Origin of the sequence: Rhodoferax sp., assembly GCF_028714215.1 — a bacterium.
Taxonomy (GTDB): domain Bacteria; phylum Pseudomonadota; class Gammaproteobacteria; order Burkholderiales; family Burkholderiaceae_C; genus Rhodoferax.
This window is the reverse complement of record NZ_JAQTMS010000058.1, coordinates 19,623-34,116: the sequence shown is the minus strand read 5'-3', so window position 1 is coordinate 34,116 and position 14,494 is coordinate 19,623. Positions and strand designations below refer to the sequence as shown.

Sequence of the window (14,494 nt, the reverse complement as noted above, 5' to 3'; positions counted from 1 at the left end):
GACTGAGGTGCAGGCGCTGTATTTTGTTCTCGGACTCCCGCTGCTGGGCGGCGTGGTTCTGGCTTTCACGGGGCACCGCGATTTCGCCCGCAACATCAATGTGGCCTTCAGCGCCGGCACCTTCGTCGCCGCCTGCCTGCTGACCGCCCAGATCGTTGCCGACGGTCCGGTCTTGGTCTTCCATGAACAATTCTTCATCGACCCGCTGAACGTCTTTCTGGTCACGCTGACGGCTTTTGTCGGACTCACCACGGCCCTGTTCTCGCGCCCCTACATGCGGGTCGAGCAGGACCGCGGCAAGATGACGCCGCCGCGCATGCGCCTGTACCACGGCATGTACCAGTTGTTCAGCTTCACCATGCTGCTGGCCCTGACCACCAACAACCTGGGCATCCTGTGGGTGGCGATGGAGGCGGCAACGCTGACCACCGTGATGCTGGTCAGCGTCTACCGCACGGCGGCCAGCCTGGAGGCGGCCTGGAAATACTTCATCCTGTGCGGCGTCGGTATTGCGCAGGCGCTGTTCGGCACCGTGCTGCTGTACATGGCGGCGGAAAAAGTGCTGGGGCCGGAGGGCGCCACGCTGCTGTGGACCCATCTGGACGCCATCAAGGGCCAGCTGGACCCGGGCATCGTCACCCTGGCCTTTGCCTTCCTGTTGATCGGCTACGGCGCCAAGGTCGGTCTGGTGCCCTTGCACAGCTGGTTGCCGGACGCCCACGCGGAAGGCCCGACACCGGTCTCCGCCGTGCTCTCGGGCTTGTTGCTGAACGTGGCCATGTATGCCGTGCTGCGTTGCAAGGTGCTCACCGACGGAGCCCTGCATCGCCCCATGGCCGGCCAGCTGATGATGGGCTTCGGCCTGCTGTCGGTGGTGGTGGCGGCGTTCTTCCTGTCGCGCCAGAAAGACGTCAAGCGCATGTTCTCCTATTCGTCGATCGAGCACATGGGTTTGATCACCTTTGCTTTCGGCATGGGCGGACCGGTCGCCAGTTTTGCCGGTCTGCTGCACATGACGGTGCACTCGCTCACCAAATCGGCCATTTTCTATGCGGTGGGTCATGCGACGCAAAAAGCCGGAACCCAGATCATGAGCGAAATTCGCGGTCTCATCAAAGTCAATCCGACGGTCGGTTGGGGCCTGATGCTGGGTGTCATGGCGATTCTGGGCATGCCGCCGTTCGGCGTCTTTGCCAGCGAGTTCCTGATTCTCACTACCGCCATGCGCGAACAACCGTGGGCCACGCCATTTCTGTTTCTGGCGCTGGGCGTCGCTTTTGCCTCGGTGCTGTACCGGGTGCTGCCCATGGTTTTTGGCGAGACCAAGCTGTTGCCGCTGCCCCATCCGCCGGCTTTGCTGCCGGTGTTTGTCCATCTGGGACTGGCCCTGGTGCTGGGCCTGTACATCCCACCGTATCTGAACGGCTGGTACGTTCAGGCGGCGCGCATGCTGGGGGGCTGAAGCGATGAAGATTCCCGCTGTCAATATCGATCTGCAATGGCTGCCGGCGCCGGTGCCGATAGCGCGTGCGCGCGTCACGGCGCAGGAATGGCTGGCCGCCGCCGGCGCCGTGCGGGATGCCGGCGGACGCCTGTTGGCCTTGTGGGGCGGCGCGCCCGCAGAGGGCCGGGCGGTGTGTGCCGCCTATGTGATTGCCGACGGCCTGGCCTGGCTGGAATTGTCCTTGCCGGGCCAGCAGACGCGCTATCCGGACCTGGTGCCCGTCTTCCCCTGTGCCGCCAGAATGCAGCGCGCGCTGGCCGATCTGTCGGGCCTGCAGGCCCAGGGCTGCCAGGACCAGCGTCCCTGGCTGAACCATGGCGCCTGGCCGTTGGAGCATTTCCCCTTGCAGCAGGGCGCCGACGCAGTCCCTCCTTTTACCGACTCGGCCCTGGTCGATTACCCCTTTGTCCGGGTCGAAGGCGATGGCGTGCACGAGATCGCCGTCGGTCCGGTGCACGCCGGCGTGATTGAGCCGGGGCATTTCCGTTTTTCCGTGGTGGGTGAAAAAGTATTGCGCCTGGAACAGCGGCTGGGCTACACGCACAAGGGCATAGAGCAGCGCATGACGCAGATGCCTGCGCTGCAAGGACACCGCCTGGCCGGACGGGTCTCGGGCGACTCCACGGTGGCCTACGCCTGGGCTTACTGCATGGCGCTGGAGTCGGCCGCCGGTTGCGAAATTACGCCACGCGCTGCGTCTGTGCGCGCGCTGCTGCTGGAGCGTGAACGCATTGCCAACCATCTGGGCGACCTCGGTGCGCTGGGCAACGACGCGGCTTTTGCCTTTGGCCTGGCGCAGTTCTCGCGCTTGCGCGAAGACTGGCTGCGTCTGTCCAAGGAAGCGTTCGGGCACCGCTTGATGATGGACTGCATAGTCCCCGGCGGCGTCGCCGGCGACCTTGATCAGGCACTGATAGACCGCTTGCGCCGGCAATGCGATGCGATCGAGCCCGAAGTGCAGAACCTGCGCGCGGTGTACGAGGAACATGCCGGATTGCAGGACCGTTTCATGACCACCGGTCGCGTCACGCCGGCGCTGGCGGCGCAATTGGGGCTGACCGGACTGGCCGGGCGTGCCAGCGGTCAGGCCTGGGACTTGCGCAGCGACCATCCGTGGGCGCCTTACGAGCAGTTGCAGGTCAGGATGGCAACACACCGCAATGGCGACGTCGCGGCGCGTGTGCTGGTGCGTTTTGACGAGGTTTTCGAATCGCTGCGACTGATACGCGCAATCCTGGCGGACCTGCCGGCCGGCCCGCTGCGCCAGGAAGTTGCCATGCCCGCTGCGGCCAGCCGGGGCGCCGGCTGGGTCGAGGGCTGGCGTGGCGAGTTGCTGGTGGTGCTGGAACTCGATAGCGCCGCCAGGCAGCATCGCATTGTGCGCTGCCATTGCCATGATCCCTCGTGGCAGAACTGGCCGGTGCTGGAGCACGCCGTGATCGGCAACATCGTGCCCGACTTTCCGCTCATCAACAAGTCGTTCAACCTCAGCTATTCGGGGCAAGACCTATGATTTGGCGCGTTGTCAAGCAAATTGCCAGGCACGGCATCCGGAGCGAGCCGGCGCCCGATATCGGAGCCGCGGCAGAGGGCGAGATCGGGCGTATCCAGGCCGATGTGTTGAAGATCCTGGGCAAGGCGCTGACCATTCGCATGGTCGATGCCGGCTCCTGCAACGGCTGCGAGCTGGAGATCAATGCGCTGGGCAATCCCTACTACAACATCGAAGGCCTGGGCATCAAGTTTGTCGCCAGCCCGCGCCACGCCGACCTGCTGCTGGTGACCGGGCCGGTGTCGCGCAACATGGCCACCGCCTTGCGTCGCACCTTCGACGCCACGCCGGAACCGCGGCTGGTGGTGGCGGTCGGTGACTGTGGCTGCGACGGCGGCATTTTTGGCGAGAACTACGCCAGTTGCGGGCCTGTTTCCAGCGTCATTCCGGTCGACGTCTGGGTGCCGGGTTGCCCGCCGCCGCCGATTGAGATCCTGCGCGGTATCCTGACCGCGGTGCGCCGGCGCGCCTGAGCTTGGTTGCGGTCGCCAGCCGAGTATCGAAGGGTTGGATGCCTTGCAGCAGCGGCTTGTGACGCTGGTCAAGTGCAACCGGACATTCTTCGTTACAGGCCCACAGTGAGCACCGGCCAGCGCTGTTCGATGCGGTCCGCGCGCACCCCGAGCAGGTCACCGAATTGCAGCAGCACCGCCTCCGACTGCGTGGGACGCAGGAAGAAGAAGTCGTCGACCGCGAGCTGCACGCCGCTGGCCGCGTAATAGCCCTCCTGGTTGGAACTGGCGTAGATTCCGGCGCGTTGCACGCCGGCGGGTGACGCCGGCTCGGCCAGCCAGTTGCCGCTGTAGGTGAACAGCGTGTCGGCCGTGTTGCGGTCCCACAGGCGTTGCGGCCCGCGCAGCCACTCCAGCGTCGGCACGCCGGTGCTGGCCTGTCGCTTGAGCACCGGCGTGGCGATGAAGGCCGCCGGCTCGAAGTCGGCGAGCAGGGGTAGGTCGTAGTGGCTCGGTTTCATCAACGCGGTGCCGACCGAGATGTCGTTCAGCGGCGAGTCGGTTTCGTAATTGCGAAAGGTCGGGCTGCCGGCGCCGTTGAAGGTCAGCGGCCCTTGCGCGAGTTGTGGGAACTGGCGACGCAAGGTATCGACGAAGGCGCCATAGCGCGCCTTCACCCGGGGGATTTCGCCGCTCGCCAGCAATCCCGGCAGTCCCATGATGTGGGCGTCGTAGCCCATGAAGCCGGAAAAATCCAGCTGTTCCGGATGGGCGGCAATGGTGGCGAGCGCGCCGGCCAGCGCCGCCGGATCGGCAAAGCCGCCGCGATGCAGACCGACGTCGATCTCCAGGTTCACGCGCAGCCGCAGCCGGCGCCCCTGCGCCAGTTGCAGGTACTGCGTCAGCCGCGCCGGCGAGTCGACCAGCCACTGCAATTGCTGTGCCGGGTCGAACATTCCACTGTGCTGCTCGTAGAAGGTGGCCACCGCGGCCACCGGCATGGGCTTGCCCAGCAGCAGGTCGGACTGCGGTCGCCGGCGTGCCAGCTCCTGAAGGAAGGGACGATGGAACACCATGCCGGAATTGGTCGCGGCCCGCGTCGCGATGTAAGCGACCAGCGCCGGACTGGGCACCGACTTGACCACGATGCGGTAGTTGCGCCGCGTGCCGGTCGCGGCCGACTTGACCACGCGGTCGATGTTGCGGTCGAGCCGGTCCAGATCGACCAGCAGCACCGGCCGATCGATGCCGTGGTGGCGCAGCGTCGCGTTGAGCTTGGCGAAATAGGCCGCATGGCCACCGCTGAATTCGCGCGGCCGTGCCAACGCCAGCGCGGCGGCGGCCGCGCCACTGAACATGAGAGTACGACGCGATACCATGCTTCAGGCTCCAAAAATTGTTCTCAGATGGGGATTGAGCATTTTGCCCTGCGGGTCAAGGTGCTGGCGCACCTCCTGGAAGTCCTTCCAGTGCTTCGGGTAAAGGGCCGCCAGACGCTTGGCGTCCAGCGTGTGCAGCTTGCCCCAATGCGGACGCCCCTCGTACTTCCAGAAGATCGGCTCGATCGCGGCGAAATAGGGGCGGTGATCGAGATCGCCGAACTGATGCACCGAGATGGTGGCGCCCGGCCGGCCTTCAAACATGGACAGCCAGATGTCGTCGGCGTCGACACGGCGGTACTCCAGCGGGAAGCAGACCGGAATCTGGCGCTCGCGTAGGGTCCGAAGTATCTCGCGCACGCAGGCCGGCCCGGCAGCGGCCGGCACCGTGTACTCCATCTCGCGGAAACGTATGCCGCGCTCGTGCGGGAACACCTGGTACGACGGGCCGGTGCGAACGCTGGATGCGGCGTCGCCCATGGCGATCTTCAGCACACGGTCGTAGACCAGGGCGGCACCCGGCATCCAACTGACGGCGTCGAAAACCTGGCGCAACTGGTTGAGGGCCTGCGGATCGTCCTGGCCCAGGTTCTTGTCTTGCGGTTTTGCCAGGTCGGTGGCCACGGTGGCGCTCAGATCGGAATTCGGCAGCGGCAGGAATTCGAAATGGCGATGCCGGGCAAAGCGCTGCTCCAGATCGGCCAGCACATCCTCGGTGCGCTCGACGCGGTTGACCTCGGTCAGTTGGAACGGCTGTTCGTTCTGCAGCCTGACCCGGGTGATGACGCCCAGCGATCCAACCGACACGCGCGCCGCGTTGAATACAGCGGGCTGCTGCGTGGCCGAGCACTCGACCAGTTCACCGCTGGGCGTCGCCAGGGTCAGGCCAACGATGTGGCTGGAAAGTGAACCGAAGCGTGCGCTGGTGCCATGCACCGAAGTGGCGATGGCGCCGCCCAGCGCGAAGTGGTCGACGTCGGGCATGATGGGCAAGGCCTGCCCAATGCCCGCCAGCAAGGGGCCGACGTCGTTCAGGCGCGTGCCGGCCCACAGCTCGGCCTGCAGGCGGGTCGCGTCGTGGCCGACCAGTCCACTCAGCAAATCGGTTGCAATCAGCGTGTCGTCGGTCGGCACCAGCGCGGTGAAGGAATGACCGGTGCCAACAGCGCGCACCCGGCCAGCTGCCTGGCGCAACGCGTCGACGACTTCGGCTTCCGAAGCGGGGGCAAGCCGCTGCTTGGGGAAGCAATACTGGTTGCCGGCCCAGTTGACCCAAGGCAGCGGGTGGCCCAGTTCATAGGAGACCGGCATCTGCGGCTCGCTGCCGCGGGAACCGCAGCCTGGCAACAAGGTGGCCACGGCACCGGCGGCGGCCGTGCCGAGAAACAGGCGGCGATCGGGGCTCATCATTTGCCTCCTTCCAGTCCGGCAACCAGGCGGGTCAGGGCGCGCAGATCGGCCTCGCTGCAAGCCGCGCAATAACCCAGCGGCGGCATGCCGCCCAGGCCCTCGATGACGCTGCGCAACAGGCGATCCTCGCCCTGGCGGTTGCGGGTCTTCCAGTCGTCCGGGTTGCCCATGATCGGAAAGCCGGCGTTGCCCCGCGCATGGCACTGAATGCAGTTGACGACCAGCAGGCGGCTCTGGCGTTCGCTCAGTTGCGCCTGGCCGGAACATGCCATGGTCAGCAAGAGCGCGCTCAGCAAGGATTTCAAAAGTCGCATCGTCTTCTCCTCGTTGGGTGTTTGTCAGTGTGCGCAGCCAGTTTTCAAGCGCCTGCCGGTCGTGACATCCAGTGCCGCCGGCCCAGCAGGATCAAAGCCACAGCGCTGGCGGCAAAGCACAGGCTCACGAGTGGCACCGGGCGCGCCGCATCGCCGGTGACGGTAAAGGAGGCGACCAGAGGGCCAAAAGCCGAACCCAGCAACTGGGCCGCCGGAATCAGCATCGCCACCCGGCCCTTGGCGTCGGCCCGAAAAGCCAGCGCCACGTGGAAGGGCATCAGGAACAGCCAGACAAAGCCAAAGACGGCGCACAGGAGTGCAAACTGCAGCGTCGCGCCGGTGGGCAAAAGGTAAAGGCACGTCGCCACGGCGGCGAGCACGGCCGCGCCCGTACCCAGGGTCGAGACGACGCCCAGGCGGCGCACGCACCAGATCGCCGCAATGCCGCCAACGACCTGCATGGCCAGCATTTCTGAGATCATGGCCTGCGCGCCCTGCGCATCGAAACCGATCCTCAATCCCAGCGGCTCCAGATACGCCCACAGGGCGCCAAGTGCCGCCATCTGGGCAAAGGCGGCGGCCAATGGCAGCACGTTGGCAGTCGACCAGCGCAGTTTGGGGCCGGTCGCGCTGCCGAGCGGCGCCAGCCGCGGCGGCAATCCCAGTGCCAGCACGGCCGCCAGAGCGGTGACCGCGCACAACACCTGAAAGCCACCTTGCCAGCCGCTGCGTGGCACCACCCAGGCCGCCAGCAATGCGGCCACCCCGCTCTGGCTCAGGGTTTGCACCACCATGAAGATGGCGGCCAGACGCTCCGGCTTGGTGCTGCGCACAATGATGCTGGTGGCAACCCAGACCAGCACACCTTCCGCCAGACCGGCAGCCGCCCGCAACACGATCATCTGGTTATCGCCTGTGGCGAAGCTGGTGGCGAGGTCGAGGCCGGCTGCCAGCAGTGCGGCGATGGCGGTAATGGAGCGATAGCGGGACAGCGGCAGCAGCGCATCGCCCAAGGCCACGCCCAGCCCGAGGGTGACGATCTCGCCCATCGCGATGATGCCCACCCCCTCCATGGTGATGAAGTGCTTGTCGACCAGTTCGCCCAGCAAAATGGGCTGGAGTCCCAGCACGAGCAATGCGACGGAGCCGATCAGCAAGGCGGATGCAATCTGGCGCAGAGAATACGACGACGAAACGGGTTCCATGCTGAGGCTTCTCTTTCCTGTTTAGAGTTGATCCGCAAAATTGCTAGTAGCCGCGACTCTCGATCGGCAATTCGCCGCGAGCGAAAGCTTGCGCCGCGCGGCGCTCGTCTTTATGGAGGCGGGAGTTGGCGATGGCCCGCACCCACCAGGGCAGGGGCTTCACGCGCGCGCCACTGGCCAGCGCCAGCACATAGGCTTTGGCGCACTTCTCGAACAGCTCGGCGTTCAAGGCCAGGCGGGTGGTGGTCATGCCCAGGCAGACCGGGCGGCCCTGCGACAGCAACACGTTGCCCCCTTTGCCAAGGGAGCGCGCGATGTATTCGGCATCACTGACCGCCGGCCCCATGTGGCCCAGGTGGCGCGCCTGCTCGTCAAAGACCTGCGGCATCGCGCCGCCGAAATCCGCCAGACAGCAACCGAACTCAGCTCCCCCCACGGCGACGGCACCGACATCGCCGCGTGCGGCGTAGACCGCGGCATGGACTTCGCTTGCGCCGGCAGCCGCCCGCAGCGGCACCCTCTGCGGTGCCGCCTCGGGCCCGCAGCCGAACCACATCGCGTCACGGCCCGGGATGCGCAGCGACAGGCTGGCGCCGTCTTTGCCCAGCAGTTGTCTGCCCTGCAGCCGCTCGCGAAGCTGGCGCCATTGCCCTTGCAGTGCGTCTTCGGTCGTCATCGCGTCACACCAGCTTGAAGACGTCTTCGAAGCGGTTCAGCGCGTCGTCGATCACCTCGTCGGTGTCGGCCAGGCTGGTGTAGATGCGGCTGCCGGCCAGCGTGATGACGCCGTGCGCGGTGTAGGCCGCGCCCATCGCCTCCATCATGTGCTTGCGTCGACCGGCTTCGTTCTTCACGCGCAAGAGCTTGAAGATGTTGCTGGTGTCGAGCAGCAGCACGCCCGAGGTCTGCAGGTGCACGATGGAGCCCATGTTGTAGGCCACGTAGGGCAGGCCCAGGCGGTTGATGATGGCGTCCAGGCCCTGGCGCAGCCGGTCGCCGGCACGCCCGGCCACGCCGGCCGCGTCGCTGCGCTGCGCTTCCAGCAGTGCGTAGTAACCGGCCACGCAGGACAGCGGGTTGGCCGACAGCGTGCCGCCCACGAAGGCGCGGCGCGAACTGGTGCCGATGCCGCCCACCAGCAGCATCATCACGTCCTTGCGGCCACCGATGGCGCCGGCCATGGGGTAGCCGCCGGACAGGCACTTGCCCAGCACGGTGATGTCGGGTTTCACATCGAAGTAGGCCTGCGCGCCGCCCATGCCGACACGAAAACCGGTGACCACCTCGTCGAAGATCATCAGCGCGCCAAATTCGTCGCATAACGCGCGCACCTGGCGGTTGTAGTCGGGGTGCACGGGGCGGGTGCCGCTCTCGGGGCCTAGCGGCTCCAGCAGCACGGCCGCCGTGCCACCGCGCCAACGGTTGAACTGCAGCTTGCGGCGCAACGCGTCCAGGTCGTTGGGGTTGCACTCCTGGGTGTTGCCGGTGGCGCCGCGCGGGATCCCCACCGCCTCCATGCGGCCGGTGCTGGGCAGGCGCATGCCGTAGACCAGCTGATCGCTCCAGCCGTGGTAGGCGCCGCCGACCTTGATGATCCATTTCTTGCGGGTGTAGGCGCGCGCCAGTCGCACGGCGCCCATGACCGCCTCGGTGCCCGAGCCCAGCAGACGCACCATCTCGACCGCGGGCATGTTCTGGCACACCAGCTCGGCCAGCTTCACCTCGTACTCGTGCAGCAGGCCGGTGACCGGGCCGCACGAATCCAGCACCTCGTTGACCTTCTGCCGCACCAGCGGATGGTTGGAGCCCAGTAGCGTCGGGCCGCCGGCCTGCAGGAAGTCGATGTAGCGGTTGCCGTCCACATCGGTCATGTGGGCGCCGTCGGCCTGGGCAATGGCCAGCGGGAAGGGGTGGTTGAAGGCCAGGTTGTGCTGCACGCCGCCGGGGATCACGGCCTTGGCGCGTTCGGCCAGACGCCTGGAGCCCTGGCAGCGGTCTTCAAAATAGCGCATCACCTGCGGCAGCTTGTCGGCGCGGATCGGCCGCATCGGTTGCTTGACCAAGGCGTCGAAGCGGCGATAAAGGCTGGCGACATCGGGCCAGGCCGAGATGGCGGGGCGTGGCGCGGTCGCCGAGGAGGAGGATGAGGCGGCGGGCGGGGCGAGAGGGTTCATGGGGTGTCGGTGATGGGGATTGGGGGGGTAAATCAGCCTGCCAGCGCGTCGCCGACGCGCTGCAGGGTCTGTCGCAAAAGCGGCTCCCGGGCAGCGCGCGCGGCGATCAAGCGCGAGAGCTGCTGCCGGGCCAGCGTCTCAAGATCCTCGACCGCCTGCACGGCCGCCTGCGCATTGCGGCCACAGCACAACACGCCGTGGTTCAACATCAGATAGGCATTGGTGTCGGCGCGCAGCGCGCGCGCCAGCCTGCACGACAGCCAGCCTGTGCCCGAGGGCGCATAACCGACGACGGGGACGGTGCCCCCCAAGGTGCGCTGCAGTGCGCCGGGTGGAACGTCGAGGGCCAGGCCGGCCAGCGCGCACGCGCTGGCCACCGGCTGGTGCGTGTGGATGCTGCAATGCACGTCCGGCCGCGCCCGCAGCACGCGCGCGTGCAGGCCGCTTTCCACTGACGGCGAGCGCTCTCCCTCGACCTGCACCAGGTCTGCCAGCCGCAGCACGCAGACATCCGACGCGCCCATGCTGGCGTAGTCGGTGGCCGACGGTGTGACGGCGAAACGTGCCGCGTCGATGCGCAGCGCGATGTTGCCCCCGGTGCCCGCCAGGTAGCCCTGACGCGACAGCCTGGCGCACAGGTCGACGACGGTTTGGCGAACCTGCTGGGTATTCATGCTGGGCACGCCCGGGGCGCGTTGAGCCGGTGGTACAGCGGTGCCAGCCGCGTACGCACCTCCTTGAAAGTTTCGAACTTGTCGTCGTACAGGCGGCGCAGCGCGCCGGACGGCTCGTAGGTATGGCGGGTCTGGCGCAGGTGGCCCAGGTCCGCGAAGCGCAAGGCGCCCATGCCCACGCCGGCGATGAAGGCCGCACCGATGGCGTTGGTCTGTATTGGATTTTCGAATTGCCGGATCGGCTGACCGGTGACATCAGCCATGATCTGGCACCACACGTCCGATTGCGCGCCGCCGCCCACCGCGGCGATGGTGCCGACATCGCGCCCCAGCAGCCGCGCAAAGGGCTCCAGCATCCAGCGCGTGTTCAGCGCCACGCCTTCGAGGAAGGCGCGAAAGATATCCTCGCGCGAATGCTCCAGCGACATGTTGAGCAGTCCGGCACGCAGACAGGGGTCGTCCACCGGCGTGCGCTCACCCAGCAGCCAGGGGGTGTAGATCAATCCCCTTGCTCCGGGCGGCACGCGGGCGGCGATCCGGTTCAGCATCTCGTAGACCGCCGGGTGTTCCTCATCGCTGGCCAACTCGTCCGGATGGTAGAGGATGCGGTCGCGCAGGAATGAGAGATTGGCGCCCGCCGTGGATTGCAACGCCATCGCGAGGTAACGGCCGTCCACTGCGCTGGGCACAGCGGCGATCTTGTGCCGCACGTCGGTCTTCATGAAAGGTACATGCGCCCCCAGCCAGGACGAGGTGCCCAGGTACAGATGGGTTTCGAAGTCACCCACGGCCGCGCCCACGGCGACGGCCGAGGTGTCTACCGCGCCGGCAACAACGACAGTCTTGGTGTCCAGCCCCAGCGCCTGTGCTACCTCCGGCAATACCGGGCCAAGGATATCGGTCGAGTGAACAATCTCCGGCAGCTTGGCGGCATCGATACCCAGCAGGCGGATCAATCCGGCGTCGTAGCGAATCTGGTGCGGATCGCGGTTGTCGGTGATCCACGCCGTCACCATCGAATCCTGCGTGGCGCAGAAGCGGCCGCACAGGCGCAGATTCATGTAATCCGGCACGTTCAGAAACTTGTACGTGCGTCCGTAACGCTGCGGCTCTTCGTCGCGGATATAGGCCATGTGTCCGGCCGAATCCCGACCCGACAGCGACGGTGCCCCACCGGTCAGCCGCAGCCAGCGCCACAACTTCAACGCTCCGTAGCCTTCGATGTTCGGCCCCCACCCGCGCACGCGGCGCGCCATGGCCGCCGCGCCGCGCGAATCGAGCCAGGTCAGGGCGCGCCCGAGGGGTTGGCCGGTGCGGTCGACGCACACCGTGCCTTCGGTCTGGGTGGAGCAGCACAGAGCGGCGACGCGGCGGCGCAACCCGGCGTCGGCGGCGAGGATTTCGCCAGCGCCCTCAAGAAAGGCGCTCCACCAGTCCTGCGGGTCCTGCTCGGCCAGCGCGCCATGAACATGCAGTTTGACTGCACGGAACGACCAGGCGTGCACCGTGCCATCCAGCGACACCAGTGCGCACTTGCAGCCCGAGGTGCCGAGATCGACGGCCAGCACCAGTGGTGCAGCCGTGCCTTTGTAGCGAGGGGGCATCGCTGATCAGAATCGGCGTGCCACCGAGAACAGCAGTTTGTTGTTGTTGACGCTGCGCACGTCGTTGCCGTCCTGCACCATGAACAACTCGGGCGTAGTGACCTGCGTGCCGACCCAGTCCAGGTTCCACTCGAAGCCCCACTGCTTGCGCGTCAGGCCGATGCGGTAATCCGTGAAGTCGGCCTCGGAGAAGTTGGCCACTCTCTGCCGCCCGACGTGCAGCGTCAGGGTGGTGGCCGAGGCCAGCCGGATCTTGTAGTCCAGATCGAACAGCAAGCTGCCGCGCGAGCCCTGATCGCCGCGCGCATAGCACTCCAGCGCCTTGGTCGGGTCGGCCGAGAACTGCAGCATTGCGCCGCAAACGCCACCGGTGTCGGCGCCGCGGTAGGTATTCGAGAGCACGCCGAGGAGGCGGCCCTCCAGGGCGCCGTAGCCGATCTCCAGCACCGCAAACTGGCTGTCGTACTTGGTGCTGCTGAAGTTGGTCGGCGTGAACGCGTTCATGTCGAAGCCGTGCGGCGCGTCGAACTTGGCGCCGGGGAAGGCTTCGGCCGCCAGACCGACGCCGTAATGCCAGCCTTCGGGGTCGCCGAAGCGGTAGCCGGCGCCGAGCGTGAGACCCATGCCATTGCCGTCAAGAAACTGCGTCTTGCTCACCGTGACCAGTTCGGCCACCGCCACCAGGCCGCTCTGGTGCGCGAACTGGAGACTGAGCTTGGCCGCCGGCCCCAGCAGCGAGTCGGACATGCCGCGGGTCCGTTGCTCGGTCAGCAGGCGGACCTCGGTGTCGAGCTGGTAGCTGGCAGTCTGGCGCTCGTCAGCATGGGCCAGGGGCGCGGCAGCGGCAATCGCGGCAAGGACGCCGGCGGCAATGTGGGATTGATAGCGCATGGAGTGACTCCTCTTTATGTTGGGGTAGGTGGAGATGAGGTTTTATTTCTTGCACACGGGTGTGCCAGGCAGAGCGTCGGTGCGTGTCATCTGCTCGGTTTCACCCAGAATTTCGACGCCGATGAAAGCGCGGATGTTGAGCACCCCGCCCTTGACGCGAATGACGCCCTTGTAGTTCTTCTTGTCCCGCGGGTCATAGACCCAACCGTCACGCCAGGCGTCGTTCTCGTAGCGGTTGAGCTGCGCGATCTGCACGCCGCAGGTGTCGTTGGGCGTTCCCGCATCCTTGTCCCAAACGATGCGACCGCACAGCGCGCCGGCCCGCTCCGGACAAGCCTTGAACTCGATCACCGCATCCTTGTCGGCACTCAGCCAGAGTCCCTTGGCATCGTCAGCGCCGGTGGCGCCGGCAGGCCCCGCACCCGCCACGGCGAGCGCCAGCAGCAGGGCCGCCCGCGGACCCAATGTCTTCGATATTCCCATCAGTGTCTCCTCTCGTTTGAATCCATCGCATTGCAATAATGATAGTGATGACTATTCTATAGCGATGACTATCTATTTCAATGATTTCCGGCCGCGCATGCGATAATTCGCACCTATCGCTTACCCTAATTGCAAACATGGCCCTGCCCCGTGTACGCGAGGTTGCTCGCAAGCCCTCGTTGATCGCCAAGAAACAGCCGACCCAGCTGCGCTCGACGCAGACCTTCGAACTCATCCTGCAACTCACCGCCGAGTTGCTGGCCGATGTGGGCATCGAGCGTTTGTCGACCAATCTGGTGTGCGAGCGTGCCGGCCTGACACCGCCGGCGCTGTACCGGTACTTCCCCAACAAGTACGCGATCCTGAGCGAGCTGGGTCAGCGGCTGATGCTGCGCCAGAACGAATTGATCCCGCGCTGGATAACACCCGAACTGCTTGCTGGGTCGACCGCCCAGCTTGAGACAGCGCTCACCGGTCTGGTGCTCGATACCTACCGGGTGACCAAGCGCACACCGGGCGGGGTATGGATCCTGCGCGCGCTGCGCGCGGTGCCGGCCCTGCTGAAAGTCCGTCTGGACTCGCACGACGCAGTGAGCAAAGCTCAGACCCGCATGCTGGTGCAGGCCTTCCCGGATGTGCCGCCCAAGGAGTTGATGCTGGTCGGACGGGTTGCTGTCGACATGCTTTATGCGGCGGTCGAATTGCTTTTCGACACGCCTTTGAATGCACGCGCCGTGGCGCAAATCGCGGCCGCCATGGTCGCCAGCCACCTGGAGCGGCTGCGCAACTGGCAAGGGTAAGGCCGCTGGTTGGGAGTTGAATCAGCCGGGGCCCACTGACTCGGTTGGGTGC

Annotated in this window: 14 protein-coding genes; 4 read left to right on the top strand and 10 right to left on the bottom strand. The window is 66.2% G+C overall.

The features are described 5' to 3' along the window. The first annotated feature begins 40 nt into the window (after positions 1-40). From PHS32_RS20140 to PHS32_RS20130, 3 genes are read left to right on the top strand one after another with little or no spacing between them, the layout of a single operon-like run. Positions 41-1,462: a hydrogenase 4 subunit F gene (locus PHS32_RS20140; RefSeq protein WP_301080947.1), complete on the top strand. Its 1,422-nt coding sequence runs from the start codon at positions 41-43 to the stop codon at positions 1,460-1,462. 4 nt (positions 1,463-1,466) lie between these two features. After that, entirely contained in the window at positions 1,467-3,017 is a 1,551-nt protein-coding gene (locus tag PHS32_RS20135; protein ID WP_301080944.1) for an NADH-quinone oxidoreductase subunit C, read from the top strand. Next, a complete protein-coding gene (locus PHS32_RS20130) occupies positions 3,017-3,529 on the top strand; it encodes an NADH-quinone oxidoreductase subunit B family protein (RefSeq protein ID WP_301080946.1) in 513 nt (170 codons plus the stop codon). Before PHS32_RS20135 ends, PHS32_RS20130 begins: the two co-directional genes overlap by 1 nt. 92 nt (positions 3,530-3,621) lie before the next feature. On the opposite strand, the gene PHS32_RS20125 is transcribed toward PHS32_RS20130, so the two are convergent. From PHS32_RS20125 to PHS32_RS20080, 10 genes are read right to left on the bottom strand one after another with little or no spacing between them, the layout of a single operon-like run. After that, positions 3,622-4,887 carry an alanine racemase gene (locus tag PHS32_RS20125; RefSeq protein WP_301080943.1) on the bottom strand — a complete coding sequence of 422 codons (1,266 nt, stop codon included), beginning with the start codon at positions 4,885-4,887 and terminating at the stop codon, positions 3,622-3,624. Positions 4,888-4,890: 3 nt separating this feature from the next. Next, on the bottom strand, positions 4,891-6,294 hold the full coding sequence (locus tag PHS32_RS20120; RefSeq protein ID WP_301080941.1) for a D-arabinono-1,4-lactone oxidase: 1,404 nt from the start codon (positions 6,292-6,294) through the stop codon (positions 4,891-4,893). Then, entirely contained in the window at positions 6,294-6,611 is a 318-nt protein-coding gene (locus PHS32_RS20115; protein WP_301080939.1) for a c-type cytochrome, read from the bottom strand. The genes PHS32_RS20120 and PHS32_RS20115 overlap by 1 nt, the downstream gene beginning before the upstream one ends. A gap of 44 nt (positions 6,612-6,655) precedes the next feature. After that, the gene (locus tag PHS32_RS20110; protein WP_301080937.1) at positions 6,656-7,816 is read right to left on the bottom strand and encodes an MFS transporter; all 1,161 of its coding nucleotides are present in this window, start codon (positions 7,814-7,816) and stop codon (positions 6,656-6,658) included. A gap of 43 nt (positions 7,817-7,859) precedes the next feature. Then, on the bottom strand, positions 7,860-8,492 hold the full coding sequence (locus PHS32_RS20105) for a hypothetical protein (protein ID WP_301080935.1): 633 nt from the start codon (positions 8,490-8,492) through the stop codon (positions 7,860-7,862). Positions 8,493-8,496: 4 nt separating this feature from the next. Beyond that, a complete protein-coding gene (locus PHS32_RS20100; protein WP_301080933.1) occupies positions 8,497-9,990 on the bottom strand; it encodes an aminotransferase class III-fold pyridoxal phosphate-dependent enzyme in 1,494 nt (497 codons plus the stop codon). A 32-nt stretch (positions 9,991-10,022) separates the two neighbouring features. Next, positions 10,023-10,664: a class II aldolase/adducin family protein gene (locus tag PHS32_RS20095; protein ID WP_301080931.1), complete on the bottom strand. Its 642-nt coding sequence runs from the start codon at positions 10,662-10,664 to the stop codon at positions 10,023-10,025. Then, entirely contained in the window at positions 10,661-12,268 is a 1,608-nt protein-coding gene (locus tag PHS32_RS20090) for an FGGY-family carbohydrate kinase (RefSeq protein WP_301080929.1), read from the bottom strand. Before PHS32_RS20090 ends, PHS32_RS20095 begins: the two co-directional genes overlap by 4 nt. Positions 12,269-12,274: 6 nt before the next feature. Beyond that, the gene (locus tag PHS32_RS20085; RefSeq protein WP_301080926.1) at positions 12,275-13,159 is read right to left on the bottom strand and encodes a TorF family putative porin; all 885 of its coding nucleotides are present in this window, start codon (positions 13,157-13,159) and stop codon (positions 12,275-12,277) included. 42 nt (positions 13,160-13,201) lie between these two features. Continuing rightward, on the bottom strand, positions 13,202-13,642 hold the full coding sequence (locus tag PHS32_RS20080) for a DUF2147 domain-containing protein (RefSeq protein WP_301080923.1): 441 nt from the start codon (positions 13,640-13,642) through the stop codon (positions 13,202-13,204). 137 nt (positions 13,643-13,779) lie between these two features. Here PHS32_RS20080 and PHS32_RS20075 point away from each other — a divergent pair, with 137 nt between their 5' ends. Beyond that, the gene (locus PHS32_RS20075) at positions 13,780-14,442 is read left to right on the top strand and encodes a TetR/AcrR family transcriptional regulator (RefSeq protein WP_301080922.1); all 663 of its coding nucleotides are present in this window, start codon (positions 13,780-13,782) and stop codon (positions 14,440-14,442) included. Positions 14,443-14,494 lie beyond the last annotated feature (52 nt).

Coding starts and splice junctions, on each gene's coding strand:
- PHS32_RS20075 (WP_301080922.1), top strand. CDS start 13,780: ATGGCCCTGCCCCGTGTACGCGAGGTTGCTCGCAAGCCCTCGTTGATC.
- PHS32_RS20125 (WP_301080943.1), bottom strand. CDS start 4,887: ATGGTATCGCGTCGTACTCTCATGTTCAGTGGCGCGGCCGCCGCCGCG.
- PHS32_RS20100 (WP_301080933.1), bottom strand. CDS start 9,990: ATGAACCCTCTCGCCCCGCCCGCCGCCTCATCCTCCTCCTCGGCGACC.
- PHS32_RS20120 (WP_301080941.1), bottom strand. CDS start 6,294: ATGAGCCCCGATCGCCGCCTGTTTCTCGGCACGGCCGCCGCCGGTGCC.
- PHS32_RS20110 (WP_301080937.1), bottom strand. CDS start 7,816: ATGGAACCCGTTTCGTCGTCGTATTCTCTGCGCCAGATTGCATCCGCC.
- PHS32_RS20085 (WP_301080926.1), bottom strand. CDS start 13,159: ATGCGCTATCAATCCCACATTGCCGCCGGCGTCCTTGCCGCGATTGCC.
- PHS32_RS20115 (WP_301080939.1), bottom strand. CDS start 6,611: ATGCGACTTTTGAAATCCTTGCTGAGCGCGCTCTTGCTGACCATGGCA.
- PHS32_RS20090 (WP_301080929.1), bottom strand. CDS start 12,268: ATGCCCCCTCGCTACAAAGGCACGGCTGCACCACTGGTGCTGGCCGTC.
- PHS32_RS20080 (WP_301080923.1), bottom strand. CDS start 13,642: ATGGGAATATCGAAGACATTGGGTCCGCGGGCGGCCCTGCTGCTGGCG.
- PHS32_RS20095 (WP_301080931.1), bottom strand. CDS start 10,664: ATGAATACCCAGCAGGTTCGCCAAACCGTCGTCGACCTGTGCGCCAGG.
- PHS32_RS20135 (WP_301080944.1), top strand. CDS start 1,467: ATGAAGATTCCCGCTGTCAATATCGATCTGCAATGGCTGCCGGCGCCG.
- PHS32_RS20105 (WP_301080935.1), bottom strand. CDS start 8,492: ATGACGACCGAAGACGCACTGCAAGGGCAATGGCGCCAGCTTCGCGAG.